The organism is Rhodococcus sp. BH4 (assembly GCF_002079265.1).
Lineage (GTDB): Bacteria > Actinomycetota > Actinomycetes > Mycobacteriales > Mycobacteriaceae > Rhodococcus_F > Rhodococcus_F qingshengii.
Genome location: NZ_CP014941.1, coordinates 3,472,171 through 3,487,891, shown reverse-complemented (window position 1 = coordinate 3,487,891; position 15,721 = coordinate 3,472,171). Strand labels below are relative to the sequence as shown.

12 protein-coding genes and 1 riboswitch are annotated in these 15,721 nt (G+C 62.1%); of the genes, 10 read left to right on the top strand and 2 right to left on the bottom strand.

Annotated elements, in window-relative coordinates; translation table 11 throughout:
• The first annotated feature begins 44 nt into the window (after positions 1 to 44).
• The 9 genes from trpB to A0W34_RS16075 all read left to right on the top strand — a co-directional run bounded on the left by trpB (position 45) and on the right by A0W34_RS16075 (position 13,136).
• Positions 45 to 1,394, top strand: a complete 1,350-nt coding sequence (gene trpB, locus A0W34_RS16115) for a tryptophan synthase subunit beta (protein WP_007728699.1) — start codon at positions 45 to 47, stop codon at positions 1,392 to 1,394.
• Positions 1,391 to 2,194 carry a tryptophan synthase subunit alpha gene (gene trpA / locus A0W34_RS16110; RefSeq protein ID WP_003944010.1) on the top strand — a complete coding sequence of 268 codons (804 nt, stop codon included), beginning with the start codon at positions 1,391 to 1,393 and terminating at the stop codon, positions 2,192 to 2,194. Before trpB ends, trpA begins: the two co-directional genes overlap by 4 nt.
• Positions 2,191 to 3,264 carry a prolipoprotein diacylglyceryl transferase gene (gene lgt / locus A0W34_RS16105; RefSeq protein ID WP_180279703.1) on the top strand — a complete coding sequence of 358 codons (1,074 nt, stop codon included), beginning with the start codon at positions 2,191 to 2,193 and terminating at the stop codon, positions 3,262 to 3,264. The genes trpA and lgt overlap by 4 nt, the downstream gene beginning before the upstream one ends.
• The gene (locus A0W34_RS16100; RefSeq protein WP_030536756.1) at positions 3,261 to 3,686 is read left to right on the top strand and encodes a TM2 domain-containing protein; all 426 of its coding nucleotides are present in this window, start codon (positions 3,261 to 3,263) and stop codon (positions 3,684 to 3,686) included. Before lgt ends, A0W34_RS16100 begins: the two co-directional genes overlap by 4 nt.
• 126 nt (positions 3,687 to 3,812) lie before the next feature.
• Positions 3,813 to 4,640, top strand: a complete 828-nt coding sequence (locus A0W34_RS16095; RefSeq protein WP_081557933.1) for a TM2 domain-containing protein — start codon at positions 3,813 to 3,815, stop codon at positions 4,638 to 4,640.
• A 133-nt stretch (positions 4,641 to 4,773) separates the two neighbouring features.
• A complete protein-coding gene (gltB, locus tag A0W34_RS16090; RefSeq protein WP_081557932.1) occupies positions 4,774 to 9,258 on the top strand; it encodes a glutamate synthase large subunit in 4,485 nt (1,494 codons plus the stop codon).
• On the top strand, positions 9,251 to 10,753 hold the full coding sequence (locus tag A0W34_RS16085) for a glutamate synthase subunit beta (protein WP_050656517.1): 1,503 nt from the start codon (positions 9,251 to 9,253) through the stop codon (positions 10,751 to 10,753). Before gltB ends, A0W34_RS16085 begins: the two co-directional genes overlap by 8 nt.
• An 82-nt stretch (positions 10,754 to 10,835) precedes the next feature.
• Entirely contained in the window at positions 10,836 to 12,254 is a 1,419-nt protein-coding gene (gene pyk / locus A0W34_RS16080; RefSeq protein ID WP_003944038.1) for a pyruvate kinase, read from the top strand.
• Positions 12,255 to 13,136, top strand: coding sequence for an acyl-CoA thioesterase (locus tag A0W34_RS16075; RefSeq protein ID WP_003944096.1), 882 nt, complete (start codon positions 12,255 to 12,257; stop codon positions 13,134 to 13,136).
• A gap of 33 nt (positions 13,137 to 13,169) precedes the next feature.
• Here A0W34_RS16075 and A0W34_RS16070 read toward each other — a convergent pair whose 3' ends face one another.
• Positions 13,170 to 13,673, bottom strand: a complete 504-nt coding sequence (locus A0W34_RS16070; RefSeq protein ID WP_030536752.1) for an SRPBCC domain-containing protein — start codon at positions 13,671 to 13,673, stop codon at positions 13,170 to 13,172.
• A 174-nt stretch (positions 13,674 to 13,847) separates the two neighbouring features.
• Positions 13,848 to 13,928, top strand: a riboswitch (ZMP/ZTP riboswitch).
• Between the two features lie 22 nt (positions 13,929 to 13,950).
• Here A0W34_RS16070 and A0W34_RS16065 point away from each other — a divergent pair.
• Positions 13,951 to 14,922 (top strand): bifunctional 5,10-methylenetetrahydrofolate dehydrogenase/5,10-methenyltetrahydrofolate cyclohydrolase, encoded by a 972-nt coding sequence (locus A0W34_RS16065; protein ID WP_081557931.1) that lies wholly within the window; start codon positions 13,951 to 13,953, stop codon positions 14,920 to 14,922.
• 111 nt (positions 14,923 to 15,033) lie between these two features.
• Here the strand turns inward: A0W34_RS16065 and A0W34_RS16060 are convergent, their stop codons facing one another.
• Positions 15,034 to 15,648, bottom strand: coding sequence for an AMIN-like domain-containing (lipo)protein (locus tag A0W34_RS16060; RefSeq protein WP_081557930.1), 615 nt, complete (start codon positions 15,646 to 15,648; stop codon positions 15,034 to 15,036).
• Between the last annotated feature and the right edge of the window lie 73 nt (positions 15,649 to 15,721).

Sequence of the window (15,721 nt, the reverse complement as noted above, 5' to 3'; positions counted from 1 at the left end):
CACCCGGGCGGTGACCAGCGACACCGTTGGGGCAGACTGGTGGGGTGACTTCACGTACTCAGGAACCAGGCTCCGGTGCAATATTCAAGGGCGGCAATCTGCCGCCGGCCAGCGCGGGACTCACCGAGCGCTCCCACGATCCCGACGCCGGAGGCCATTTCGGCGTCTACGGCGGACGGCATGTGCCGGAAGCCCTCATGGCGGTTATCGACGAAGTCACTGCGGAGTACGAAAAGGCTCGAGCGGACGACACGTTCTTGAACGAACTCGACCGCTTGCAGCGCGATTACACCGGGCGCCCGTCGCCGATTTTCGAGGCAACGCGAATGAGCGAGTTCGCCGGCGGTGCGCGCATCCTTCTCAAGCGTGAAGATCTGAACCACACCGGTTCTCACAAGATCAACAACGTTCTCGGTCAGGTTCTGCTGGCAAAGCGTATGGGCAAGACCCGCATCATCGCCGAGACCGGAGCGGGCCAGCACGGTGTGGCATCGGCCACCGCCTGTGCACTGCTCGGTCTCGAGTGCGTCATCTACATGGGTGCTGTCGACACCGAACGTCAAGCACTGAACGTCGCACGCATGCGCCTGCTCGGCGCGGAGGTCGTTTCGGTCGAGACCGGTTCGCGCACGCTCAAGGACGCGATCAACGAAGCCTTGCGCGACTGGGTTTCCCACGCGGACAACACCTATTACTGCTTCGGTACCGCGGCAGGCCCGCACCCGTTCCCCACCATCGTTCGGGACTTCCAGCGAGTGGTCGGCCTCGAAACACGCGTCCAGGTTCAGGCACTGACCGGCCGCCTGCCCGATGCAGTCACAGCCTGCGTCGGAGGCGGCTCCAACGCAATCGGAATCTTCCACCCGTTCATCGACGATCTGTCGGTACGGCTGGTTGGCTACGAAGCGGCCGGCGACGGTGTCGAAACGGGAAGGCATGCAGCAACGTTCGCCGGCGGTACCCCTGGTGCATTCCAGGGTGCCTACTCCTACCTCCTCCAGGACGAAGACGGTCAGACCATCGAATCGCACTCGATCTCTGCTGGTCTGGACTACCCGGGCGTCGGACCCGAGCACGCTTACCTGAGCGATATCGGGCGTGCGACCTACGAACCCGTCACCGACAGTGAAGCCATGGATGCGCTGCTGCTGCTCTCGCGCCGCGAGGGCATCATCCCGGCCATCGAATCGGCCCACGCCGTCGCCGGCGCACTCCGACTGGGCAAAGAACTCGGTGAGGGCGCGATCATCGTCGTCAATCTCTCCGGTCGCGGTGACAAGGACATGGACACCGCCGCAAGCTGGTTCGGTCTTTTCGACGGCGCCTCAGGTCAGGCAGCCGCTCCGGATGATGCAGCAGACGAGAACGACAACACGGAAGGCTCGGACAAGTGAGCGAACGACCATCACGCCTCGCACCCACCTTTGCCGCCTGCAAGGCTGACAAGCGTGCCGCCCTCGTCGGTTACCTGCCTGCCGGTTATCCGACCGTTCCCGAATCGATCGACGTGTTCAAGGCGATGGTCGACGGTGGCTGCGACATCATCGAAGTCGGTGTCGCGTATTCCGATCCGGTCATGGACGGTCCGACCATCCAGCGTGCAGCCGAAACTGCACTCACCAACGGCGTTCGCCTTCGCGACATCTTCACCGTGATCGAGCAGATCAGTTCGGTCGGCGGCAAGGCCGTCGTGATGACCTACTGGAACCCGGTACTGCAGTACGGCGTCGACAAGTTCGCACGAGACCTCGCTTCCGCCGGCGGGCTCGGACTGATCACCCCCAACCTCATTCCGGAAGAAGCCGGCGCCTGGATGGAAGCATCCGAGGAGCACCACCTCGACCGGATCTTCCTTGTCGCTCCGTCCTCGACGGAAGAACGACTCGCGATGACACTCGATGCGAGTAGTGGATTCATCTACGCGGCCTCGACGATGGGTGTCACCGGCGCTCGCGACGCCGTGTCTTCGATGGCTCCGGAACTGACCGCACGAATCCGCGCGCATTCCGACATTCCCGTCGGCGTCGGATTGGGAGTTCGCTCCGGCGCACAGGCTGCCGAAATCGCGGCATACGCCGATGCCGTCATCGTCGGCTCGGCTCTGGTCTCCGCGGTCGAGAACGGCCTGGGAGCGGTTCGCTCGCTCACCGAAGAACTCGCCGAGGGCGTCCGCTCGGCTACCGTGGCGTCGTGACCTCAACTGTGGACCTGCTGGCCTATATCCCCAGCCCGCCCCAAGGCGTCTGGTACGTCGGACCGGTGGCGCTTCGCGCCTACGCGCTCTTCATCATCCTCGGCATCATCGTCGCGATCGTGTGGGGAGATCGTCGTTGGGTCGCCCGCGGCGGCGAGAAGGGGACCGTTCTCGACATCGCGATCTGGGCCGTTCCCTTCGGTCTGATCGGTGGCAGGCTCTACCACGTTTTGACCGACTGGCCCGCCTATTTCGGCGAGAACGGTCAGCCACTCGACGCACTCAAGGTGTGGCAGGGGGGCCTCGGAATCTGGGGAGCAGTGTTCCTCGGCGGCATCGGTGCGTGGATCGGCTGCCGTCGACGCGGCATTCCGGTGTCCGCGCTCGGTGATGCGATTGCGCCCGGAATCTTGCTCGCGCAGGCCATCGGTCGTATCGGCAACTACTTCAACCAGGAGTTGTACGGTCGCGAGACCACCGTCCCGTGGGGCCTCGAGATCTTCGAGCGTGTGAACTCTTCCGGCCAGCTCGATCAACTGGCAGGTGTCTCCAACGGAGAAGTCATTCGGGTCGTTCACCCGACGTTCCTCTACGAAGCTGTGTGGAACGTCCTGATCGTGATCCTGCTGGTCCTCGTCGACCGCCGATTCAAGATCGGCCACGGACGTCTGTTTGCTCTGTACGTCGCGGGCTATTGCCTGGGCCGGTTCGTCGTCGAACTGATGCGCGACGATTTCGCCTACGAGATCGCCGGCATTCGCGTCAACACATTCACTTCGGGGATCGTGTTCTTCGCCGCACTGGCCTACTTCTTCCTGGCGAAGAAGGGTCGTGAGGATCCGGCTGATTTGAAGTCGAAGGACTACGTCGCTGCGGTAGCTGCCGGCGAAGCAGGAGTCGCGGCGCCAGTTACCGAAACTGACTCGGCGAAGGCCGACGCGAAAGTCGCCGACGCTGAAGATTCTGAATCCGATGCTGCTGAATCCGCTTCCAGTGAGGCAAGCGCCTCCACGGCAGCGTCGGATGAGTCGTCGGACGCGGTGAAGCTGTCGAAGAAAGACAAGCCGTGACAGGTCCCTATTCGCAGGGGGGATTCCCCGAGGATCAGGGACCGGTCTACGGCGCGCCCAATCCGTACGGATATCAGCAGCCATTGCCGCCTCCATCGATGTACGGGTTCGGAGATCCCTACGCCCCGTACGGTCGGCACCCGGTAACCGGGGAACCGTATTCCGACAAGTCGAAGGCCACCGCTGGACTGTTGCAGATCTTGCTGGGCTTCTTCGGAATCTGTGGAGTCGGGCGCCTCTATATCGGAAGTGTCGGCATCGGATTGTGCCAACTGCTCGGCATGTTCTTCGCGCTGTTCATGTCGGCGTTCCTCATCGGAATTCCATTTGCGATCGGAATCTGGATCTGGGCGTTCGTCGACGGCATCGTGATACTTTCGGGCAATGCGCGGGACGGTGCTCGCCGGCCATTGCGAGGATGAGTCGCGAGCGCGAACCGAGGAAACATGTGTGGGGGACTGGCCTCGAGAAGGTCGAACCTTCTCGAAGTCCGATAACAAAAGCTATTACGTACCGTCGTCGAATCGAAGGAAAGTACGTTGCCTAACTTGAACAAGAATCCGGAACCTTCCGAGTCGGGGGACTCGTCTGGATCACAGCCGCCGGTTCCACCGCAGTTCGGGTCGCCGTTCGACTACGACGCGACGGCGGATGCGTCGTTGACGGAAACCTCGGCACCCACCGAAAAGACGCCGTCGACGGAGACCACCGGCACCGGTCCAGGCTGGGACACGTATTCGGGAGTCGGAAACGGTCCGGGGTGGGGAAACCACCCCATCTACCCGCCGCCGACCGGAACCGCATCGACCACAGCGTTTCCCGCTGCCGATTCTGATTCCACCCCGAATCAGCCGACAGCGCCGTACACGTCGCAGGAAAGCTACGCCGCCCAGAACTATCCGGCGCCTGACTACTCGAGCCCGACCCAAACCCCGACGGACGGTCCCGTCTACGGTGCACCGGCAGATCAAACTCCGAATCCCTACGCGGCTCCGCCGCAGGGCTACCCCCAGCCGGGATACTCACAGCCGGGATACTCACAGCCGGGTTACGGTCAGCCTCAGGGGTACCCACAAGCTCAGGGTTATCCTCAGCCTGGCTACGGCCTGGTCGACCCGTCCGCACCATACGGACGTGACCCGATGACCGGTGAACCGTACTCGGACAAGTCGAAGACGACTGCCGGATTGCTGGGCATTCTGCTCGGCGGATTCGGTGCAGGACGTTTTTATCTCAACCAGCCCGGCATGGCTGTCGCACAGATCGCGGTCACTTGGTTGACGTGTGGAATCGGTGGCATCTGGCCGCTCATCGACGGAATCATGATGTTGACCGGCAGTGTGCGCGATCAGTACAACCGCCCTTTGCGTAGCTGATCGAAACGACCCTCGGCAAGTGTGACCCCCTGATGCCTCGGTATCAGGGGGTCACCGTTTTGCTCTCGCGACCTGCGGTTATGGGCTGATAAACTAGCGCACGTCGGCTGCATGTCCGCGTGGAGGTCGCCGAGTGCTGTTTTCTCGAATACCTGAACCTCGGGGCCTGTACGACCCCGATCAGGAAACCGATTCGTGTGGTGTAGCCGTGGTAGCAGACACCTCTGGACGCCACCTGCATTCCGTTGTCGACGATGCGCTGGCGGTCCTGGGCAATCTCTCCCATCGCGGCGCAGTTGGGCGCGAATCCAACAGCGGAGACGGCGCGGGCATTCTGATTCAGCTGCCGACGGAGTTCTTCGACGCGGTGACCGAGTTCGAGCTTCCACCACCCAACGCGATGGGTGAGAACACCTACGCGGCCGGAAACTGCTTTCTCCCGGTGGATCAGGAAGCACGTTGGCGCGCGGTAGTTCGGATACACCGGTACGCAGCGGCAGAAGGACTGCAGATTATCGGGTGGCGAGAGGTGCCGGTCGACCGAGACTGCGTCGGAACCGTTGCCGCGCAGTGCGCTCCGTACATCAGTCAGTGTTTTGTGACGTGCGCCGAGTCGCGAGATCGTAGTGTGGGCGGAATTGCCTTGGACCGACGAGTCTTTGCCCTCAGGAGACAAGTCGAGCGAATTCATTCGGCCGATGATGCGGTGTATTTCCCCTCGTTGTCCGCCCGAACCATCGTGTACAAGGGCATGCTGACGCCGGCGCAGTTACCCGGTTACTTCACCGACCTACGCGACGACCGAATGCGAACTGCGTTGGCAGTCGTGCACAGTCGATACTCCACGAACACATTTCCGTCGTGGCCACTCGCTCAGCCGTATCGCTGCATCGCCCACAACGGCGAGATCAATACGATTGTGGGAAACAGGAATTGGATGCGCGCTCGCGAGCCGATGCTGCGGAGCACACTTTTAGGTGGGGACATCGATCGCCTGTTTCCGATCTGCACCCCGGGAGGATCCGACTCTTCGTCGTTCGACGAAGTACTGGAGTTTTTGACGCTCGGGGGCCGCAGTGTGCAACACGCCATCGCGATGATGATTCCCGGAGCCTGGGAGAACGATTCTTCGATGCCCGACGAGATAAAGGCCTTCTACCAATTTCACGGTTGTCTGATGGAACCGTGGGACGGTCCTGCGTCCGTGACGTTCAGCGACGGCATTGTTGTCGGGGCCGTGTTGGATCGCAACGGTCTTCGCCCAGGGCGATGGTGGCGGATGAAGAACGACCGTATCGTGTTGGCCAGTGAGAGCGGCGTGTTCGACGCTCCCACGTCCGAGGTGTTGGAGAAGGGGCGCCTCGAACCGGGACGCATGTTTCTCGTGGACACCGCTCGCCATCGCATCGTTTCCGATGCGGAGATCAAGTCCGAACTCGCGAGCACAGCCCCCTACCGGGACTGGCTCGACGGGGGATTGGTCGACCTCGAGGACATCCCCGAGACTGCGCCTGCCCGAGGCGATCCGGCTCCGCTGTTGCAACGGCAGTTGCTCTTCGGATACCACGCCGAGGACCTGCGGGACATTCTTGTCCCGATGGCAAGCTCAGGATCGGAGCCGTTGGGGTCGATGGGTGTCGACACGCCTCTCGCCGTTCTCTCGGATCGGCCGAAGCTGTTGTACGACTACTTTATTCAGCTCTTTGCTCAGGTGACCAACCCGCCTTTGGACGCGATTCGAGAGGAAGTCGTCACTACGCTTGGTGTCACCCTCGGCGCTGAGCAGAACTTGTTCGAAGCGTCGGCGCTGTCGTGCCGAAGGATTGTTCTCGACAAACCGGTGATCGGACCGGGAAAGATGGCGAAGGTCGCCGAACTATACGGCGCAAGAACTCCGAGAAGCGCTGTCCTTCGCGCAGGTTTCGATCCGAGGGGCAGTCTCACCGAAGGCGTCGAGAGGCTTCGTGAGTCCGCCCGAACAGCCGCCGCAGCCGGAATCGAGATTCTGGTGATCTCCGACCGTGGATCAGGCCCTGAGCAGGCTCCCATTCCGTCATTGCTCGCAGTATCAGCCGTGCACCACGATCTGGTTCGTCATGGCCTGCGGACCAAGGTTTCCCTTGTCGTCGACTCGGGTGACGCGCGCGAAGTTCATCACATCGCGCTGCTGATCGGCTACGGTGCGGCGGCTGTCCACCCGTATCTTGCTCTCGAATCTGTCCAAGCCCTCAGCGAGCAGGACGAACTTCCCGGGATAGATCCGAAGACTGCGTCGGACAACTACCTGAGAGCAACAAATTTCGGCGTGCTCAAAGTGATGTCGAAGATGGGAATCGCTACGGTTCACTCCTACACGGGCGCACAGGTATTCGAGGCCGTGGGCTTGGGTCGAGAGTTGGTCGACGAATACTTCTGCAACACACGGAGCCGGATCGGCGGGATCGGTATCACCGAAGTCGCGCGCGAAGTTCTGATGCGCCACACGGCTGCGTTCTCGTCGTCCGCAGTGCAGCATCGTCAGTTGAGCAGCAGTGGAGAGTTCCGGTATCGCCGCGGTGGTGAATTGCATGTGTTCACACCCGAGTCCGTGTTCTTCCTTCAGCATGCGACCCGGACGGGGCGAAGTGAAATCTTTCGCCGCTACAGCGATGAAGTCGATCGACTGAGCGCGCAGGGCGGAACACCGCGGGGATTGTTTCGATTTCGGTGTGAGGTTCGTCCGCCGATTCCGCTCGATCAGGTCGAACCCGTCGAGATGATTCTCGCTCGATTCAACACCGGTGCGATGAGCTACGGTTCCCTCTCTGCGGAGGCGCACGAGACGATGGCGGTTGCGATGAATGCTCTCGGCGGGCGTTCCAACACCGGTGAGGGCGGAGAGTCGCCGGAGCGGTTGCGTGACGACAAGCGTCGAAGCGCAGTCAAGCAGGTCGCGAGTGGGCGCTTCGGGGTGACCAGCGATTACCTGGTCAATGCCACCGACATTCAGATCAAGATGGCCCAAGGTGCCAAGCCCGGTGAAGGAGGGCAGCTTCCGGGGTCCAAGGTGTACCCGTGGATCGCGGAAACCCGGTACTCGACGCCTGGGGTCGGGCTCATTTCTCCGCCCCCGCACCACGACATCTATTCGATCGAGGATCTCGCCCAATTGATCTACGACCTCAGATGCGCAAACGATCGTGCGCGGATACACGTGAAGTTGGTCAGCGCAGTCGGAGTCGGGACTGTTGCGGCAGGTGTGGCCAAAGCGCACGCCGACGTGGTGCTGATCTCCGGTCACGACGGTGGGACGGGTGCTGCGGCACTCTCGTCCATCCACCACGCGGGTACGCCGTGGGAGATCGGGCTGGCCGAAACTCAGCAGACCCTGGTGCTCAACGGGTTACGCGATCGGATCGTCGTCCAGTGTGACGGGGGTGTGCGCACGGCGCGGGACGTCGTCGTCGCCGCGTTGCTGGGGGCGCAGGAGTACGGGTTTTCCACGGCGCCACTCATCGCGGCCGGGTGCGTCATGATGCGGGTATGTCACCTCGACACCTGCCCTGTCGGAGTAGCGACGCAGAATCCCGAACTGCGCGAGCGATTCACCGGCCGGCCCGAGTACGTCGAGAACTTCTTTCGCTTCATCGCCGCCGACGTACGACGGTTGTTGGCAGAACTGGGGTTTCGAAGTATCGACGATGCGCTGGGGCACGCAGACGTATTGGAAATGTCTCCGGCGGTGGCGCATTGGAAGAGCCGCACGTTGGACCTCTCACCACTCTTCGACGTTCCGGCCGCGCCGACCGGCGCGGCCTACCCGCCGTGTGTACCTGTTTCGAGCGAACTCGAACGCACCCTGATCGAGTGCGCCGCGAACTCACTCGAGGACGCTCGACCCGTGCATATCGAACTGCCAGTACACAATACGGATCGGGCGGTGGGGACGAGGCTGGGCGCAGAGGTGACCAGACGCTACGGCGCCGTCGGGCTACCTCAAGGCACCATCGACGTCGTGCTCCGTGGAACGGCAGGCCAGTCACTCGGTGCGTTCCTGCCGCCCGGCATCTCGCTGGTCGTCGTCGGCGATGCAAACGATTACGTGGGGAAGGGGCTCTCCGGTGGACGAATCGCGCTTCGGCCGAGTGAGGACGCGCCCTTCGTGGCGGAGGATCAGGTGATTGCCGGCAATACGCTGCTGTACGGCGCTACTAGCGGTGCGCTCTATGCCAGGGGGCGTGTCGGGGAACGATTCGCGGTGCGCAACTCGGGCGCGGTCGCTGTGGTGGAAGGCGTCGGAGACCATGCGTGCGAGTACATGACCGGGGGTCGCGTCGTCATCATCGGCCCAACCGGTAGGAACCTTGCTGCGGGAATGTCGGGCGGAATTGCCTTCGTACTCGACGTGAAGGCAGAGAAGGTCAACGGCGACATGGTCGTTCTGGAGCGGCCTTCGGCGGAAGACTGCAGTCAGCTGGTCGAAATTCTCGGCGAGCATTTGGCTGCGACCGGCTCGCCGGTGGCGGCAAAACTTCTCGACGACTGGGTTGGCCAGAGTCCGAGATTCACCAAAGTTTTGCCTGTCGACTACCGGAAGGTCGTGGAAGAGAACGAACTGGTGGAGCCGGCTCATGCCTGACGCACGCGGGTTCCTCAACGTGAAACGATCCGGCTCACCGACCAGATCGACCGATGTGCGTGTCGGCGACTGGGCGTCGGTATACGAGTCGCTGGATCCCGTCGTGCGAAATCGAGACGTATCTGCACAGGCCTCGCGTTGCATGGACTGCGCTGTGCCGTACTGCCATTCGGCCGACGTGGGGTGTCCGCTCGGCAATCTCATTCCGGAATGGAACGACCTGGTTCGGCGTGGACGGTGGTCCGAAGCCTCGGAGAATTTGCATTCCACCAACAATTTCCCCGAGTTCACCGGACATCTGTGCCCCGCACCGTGCGAAACGGCGTGCGTTCTCGCACTCGACGACAAGCACACGTCGGGGGGTGTCACCATCAAGCGCATCGAACAGGCGATTGTCGACAACGCCTGGGAGTCGGGTTGGTTGGGGCCGCAGGCTGCGGTAGTTCACAGCGGAAACCGTGTTGCGGTTGTCGGTTCGGGACCGGCGGGACTGGCCGCGGCTCAACAACTGACACGAGCCGGACACAGTGTCACGGTGTTCGAGCGGAGCGATCGGATCGGGGGACTGCTTCGCTACGGAATTCCTGAATTCAAGTTGCCCAAGGCCCTCATCAACCGGCGGCTGGACCAACTGACCGCCGAGGGGACCCGATTCGTCACTGACTGCGCCGTCGGAGTGAACGTGAGCGCGCACGACCTCCTGACGGATTTCGAGGCGGTAATCCTGGCGGTCGGGGCTGATCGTGTCAGAGACACCGACGTACCGGGTCGTAGTCTTCGCGGAATCCATCCTGCGATGACGTACCTGCGGGCGGCCAACCGCGAATGCGAGGGTGATGGTGCGTCGAGCATCTCGGCGCGAGGTAAAAACGTCGTGATCATCGGTGGCGGCGACACGGCCGCCGACTGCCTCGGCACGGTGCATCGCCAGGGTGCGCTCTCGGTGACGGAATTGGACTACCACGTCCCACCTCCGGCACGCCGCGATCGAGATCGCGACCCATGGCCGTTGTGGCCGCGGGTCCTGCGCACCTCGCCGGCGGACGAGGAGGGCAGTGACAAACGATTCCGATGGGCGGCGCAGGAATTTCTCGACGACGGTGGGGGTGCGGTCCGCGCAATCCGGATGGTTCCGGTAGCCGTGTCACGAGCGAAGGACGGACAACGGACCCTGGTGGAGACCGGCGACACGACGGATCTGGTGTGCGAGATGGTCCTGCTCGCTCTGGGTTTCGACGGCGTCGAAACCGCTCCACTGCTCACCGACCTTGATGTCGGCACCGATCCACTCGGCAGAATCGAGTGTGATGTCGGGTGGCAGACCCGGACACCCGGCGTATTCGTCTGCGGCGACGCGCATCGCGGGGCGTCGCTGGTCGTGTGGGCGATTGCCGAGGGAAGGTCGGCCGCACGTGCCGTCGACATGTTTCTCACAGGCGAGTCGGCGCTTCCGGCTCCGGTTCATCCAAAGGCATTTCCGCTGTTCGTGAGCTGACCAACTGAATCGAGTAAGTACAGAAAGTGCAGGTCGCAAATGCCGGATAGAAGTGCGGTGGGGTAGCGACTAGGCTCGAGCCGTGAACCGACGGACAAAAATTGTATGCACACTTGGACCTGCGACAGCTTCTGGCGACCGCATCCGTGAGCTCGTGGAGAGCGGCATGGACGTGGCGCGCCTCAACTTCAGCCACGGCGAGCATGCCGATCACGAAGAAAACTACATTCGCGTCCGCGCCGCGTCGGACGCCACCGGAAAGGCCGTCGGTGTTCTCGCCGACCTTCAGGGGCCCAAGATTCGCCTCGGCCGATTCAAGGACGAGCGGACCACCTGGGCCAACGGTGAAGAGGTTCGTATCACCGTCGACGACGTCGAGGGAACGCACGATCGCGTCGGGACCACGTACAAGGAATTGGCGCGCGACGCCAAGGCCGGCGATCGACTGCTGGTCGACGACGGAAAGGTCGGCCTGGTCGTCACGTCCATCGACGGCAACGACGTCGTCTGTCGGGTCACCGAAGGCGGTCCGGTCAGCAACAACAAGGGCCTCTCACTGCCCGGTATGAACGTCTCCGTTCCAGCCCTGTCGGGCAAGGACATCGCCGACCTCGAGTTCGCTCTCAAGCTGGGTGTCGACTTCATTGCACTCTCCTTCGTTCGCTCACCGGCGGACGTCGAATTGGTTCACGCCATCATGGATCGAGTCGGGCGCCGCGTTCCCGTCATCGCGAAGCTCGAGAAGCCCGAGGCCATCGACAATCTCGAAGCCATCGTGCTCGCGTTCGACGCCGTCATGGTCGCCCGCGGTGACCTCGGTGTCGAGTTGCCGCTCGAGCAGGTCCCGCTCGTTCAGAAGCGCGCAATCCAGATTGCTCGTGAGAACGCGAAGCCGGTCATCGTCGCGACGCAGATGCTCGAGTCGATGATCGAGAACTCACGTCCCACTCGCGCAGAGGCATCCGATGTCGCCAACGCCGTTCTCGACGGCGCCGACGCAGTCATGCTCTCGGGCGAGACTTCGGTGGGCAAGTACGTCATGGAAACCGTTCGCACCATGGCCCGCATCGTCGAGGCCGTCGAGAACGAATCAACCCGTGTCCCACCGTTGACCCACGTCCCGCGCACCAAGCGCGGTGTCATCTCGTACGCAGCACGCGACATCGGCGAACGTCTCGACGCCAAGGCCTTGGTTGCGTTCACTCAGTCCGGTGACACTGTGCGTCGACTGGCTCGTCTGCACACGCCGCTGCCGTTGCTCGCCTTCACACCGCTGCCCGCGGTGCGCAGTCAGCTGACGCTGACGTGGGGAACCGAGACGTTCCTGGTCGATGCGGTGGCCACAACCGACGAGATGGTGCGTCAGGTGGACAGTGCGTTGCTCTCCCTCGGGCGGTACGTCAAGGGCGACCTCGTGGTCATCGTTGCCGGATCCCCTCCGGGAACTGTCGGTTCCACCAACCTCATTCACGTCCACCGTATCGGCGAAGAGGACCACTGAGTGACCCACGCGAACGCGTCCACCGACCTCGGTACTCTCCTCGGTTTGTTGGATCTGGAGCAGATCGGTGAAGACGCGTTCCGTGGATACCACCCGAAACAGGTAGGTTCGCGGACGTTCGGCGGTCAGTTGGTGTCTCAGGCACTGATGGCCGCCGGGCGGACCGTCGACGGTGATCGCCCCATCCATGCGGTGAATGCCCATTTCATTCGCGGCGGAGATGTCAAGGCGCCCATCGAGTATCGGGTGGATCGTCATCGCGACGGGCGGGCGTTCGCCAACCGTCAGGTGACTGCCTATCAGGGTGAGAACGAATTGTTCGTGATGCTCGCGGCGTTCCAGGACTCCGGCAAGGGGCTCGACCATGCTGTCGAGATCCCGGATGTTCCACTTCCGGAGTCGTTGCCTCCCATCGGCGATCATCTGGTGGGGTACGAGGAAAAACTGCCGCATTTCAGTGCGGCGCTCAAGCCGATCGACATGCGGTACGCCAACGATCCGGCGTGGATCCTCAAGGGCACCGGCGAGAAACTCAACCACAATCGGGTGTGGATGCGCCCCGACGGTGATCTGCCGGACGATTCGCTCATTCATGCTGCGACGCTGGCATATTCGTCCGACACCACCGTGCTCGATTCGATTCTGACCACTCATGGTTTGTCCTGGGGTCATGATCGTATCGTCGCGGCGACGGTCAATCATTCGATCTGGTTCCATCGCCCGTTCCGGTTCACCGACTGGGTTCTGTACGCCACCGAATCGCCGGTCGCCGCAGGTTCGCGCGGTCTGGCAACCGGACGGTACTTCTCGGTGGAAGGACTGCTGTTGGCGACGGTGGTCCAAGAAGGAATGATCAGGCATTTCCCGCGTAAAGGGGAATGAGATGCGGGCCCGAGACTGAACTCGGGCCCAGAATCAAGCAGACTTGCGATATTGCGGTGAGAGTTCGTCGGCGCGGTCCCACGGAGACCAGTCGACTTTGCGTCCATCGAGTTGGGCCGCAACAACTTCCAAGCCCGCGTGCCAGCCGGCAGCGTGGGCGTACGCGGACTCTTCGTCTTCCATCGTGTGGGTGAGGGTCAGCCAGCAACCGCCGGTGCCGTCCGGTGCCAGTTCCCAATGCAGAGTATCTGCGTCCCAGAGGAATTCGAGAATTCGGTGCGGGTGGACGCTGATGACCGTCCCGCGCGTCACGTGATCTGCTGGCAGTCCGAAACGCTCGACTTGTTCCGGGGTCACCTTGAACAGCAGATCCGCGCCGGGAGTGAGATCGAAATCGACGTCCGCCGGGAACCAGGCGTCGAGGTACTCGCGTTCCGTTATCACTTTCCAGACCTTGTCCGGTGCGTGCGGAATTGCCAGTTGGAAGCTCAGTGACACCCGACCGTCATAGGTCAGGTTTATCTTGCCGTTGTCCATCGGTGCCTCCAATGCTTGGTGCCCGTGCGGTTGCCCCCATCGTGCCATCTAATTGCTTAGGATGGAATAACTGCAGGTCAGATCGTTACCTATTGATAGGTTATGTCGATTTGTCTCGTTTTGAGAGCGGCGTTCCGGATGCGTTTCGTGGCAGTGAGACAAACGCGCGGTACGCTGACCACGCACGACTGGCGCGGGTGGGAATTACCACCGGGGAGTGCACATCGCGAGGCATCGACCGCCTGGGTGCTTCACACATCTTGTGTGAAGGGGATCCATGTCTACCGAGAATCGGCCTACCGAAAACGTCTCTACCAAGAATCTGTCGACCCAGACCGCGCCCGCTCGAATAATCGACGGACGCGCAATTGCCGATGCTGCGCTCGCGGACCTGTCAGTGCGCACCAGGCAGTTTCGTGATGAGGCGGGGCACGTTCCTTGCCTGGCCGCCGTCATCGTGGGAGCGGACCCGGCCTCGAAGGCGTATGTACAGATGAAGGTCAAACGATCTGTCGCCGTCGGAATGACGTTGCGGACGGTCGAACTCCCGGTGAGTACAACCACTGAAGAACTGGTCGACGTGCTGAGAGCGTTGTCGGCGGACCCTTCGATCGACGGCATACTGCTGCAACACCCGGTGCCAGGCCACATCGACGAACGGGCCGCGTTCGATGCCATCTCGGCCGACAAAGACGTTGACGGCGTTACCTCGGCAGCGTTCGCGGCAATGGCGTTGACCGGTGGGGGATTCGAATCATGTACACCGAGTGGCATCCTGCGCCTCCTCGACGCCACAGGCGTCGAACTCTCCGGAAAGCATGCCGTCGTGGTCGGCCGAAGCCCGATACTCGGATTGCCGATGGGAATGCTCCTCCTGCGTCGAGGCGCAACGGTGACATACTGCCATTCGCGCACCGTCGACCTGGCCGCACACGTCGCCTCGGCAGACGTCGTCATCGCGGCCGTCGGTGTTCCGGAACTGATCAAAGGGACGTGGATCAAGCCTGGGGCAGTGGTGATCGATGCGGGGTACAACGAGGGCAACGTCGGAGATGTGGAGTACGCCGCTGCGCTCCCACATGCCGGTGCGATCACACCGGTGCCGGGTGGCGTCGGCCCCATGACGGTGGCAGTCCTGCTGGAACAAACACTGGCAGCAGCAGTTCGAGCAGCGGAAGTTCGGGCATGCAGTGAGAATCATGACAGTCGTGTTGAACCGGACCCCGCAATCGCCTCGGATCGATTGTGAGACCTCGGTTTCGAGACGGAGTATTCATCCGCCCCGCGATAACCGAATTACCGCGTCGCGCACCGCTGCGCTGGAATGGCTGAGCTGAGCGCGCAATTGGGTATTCGACAGTCAGCTGTCTGCCTTGGGGATGTCGATCGTCAACTGGGACGGTGAATCGGATGTCGATACGGTGTATGCCGGACGGATGTCGACCGTGCCGACAAACGACTGCAGGATCGCACTGTTCCTGGCTGCACTGTCTATGCGCGTGATGTTTTCGCCCTCGTGAGATACGGAGTTGAGCGACGAATCCGATTGGACTCCCATCAGGTCGACTTGAAGTATCGATCGACTTCCGACGTCCACGACTGTGCTGTCACCCGCTCGGATTGCTTCACTGACGTATTCGGTTTTCCAGAACACAGATCCGCTTCCGTCGAAGCGATAGGTGATGCGGGTGAAACCATCGTGATCGATCACGTCGATCTCGGTCACATCGACGCGCGGAGTCGGTGAAGGGACCTCCGTGTCGTTCGGGAACGGGGGAGGCATGGAGATCTCGGTTGGTGGGGCATCGATCGGGGGAGTGCCGACCTGAAGGGCGCCTGTCTGTGTTGCAGCATCGAGGACGGTCTGGGTGGAAGATTCGCCGGCAGTGTCGGATTGGTCGTCAGTCTGACATCCGGGGAGCAGCGCGAAAACAGATATGGCTCCGAGCAGAGCAATCAGGCGACGACCGTTCATGGATCGAATCTAACGGCGGTCGATCTGGGGTACAGCCGAATGCCGAAACCTTGCGGTGCGGCCAGCTGCGGCA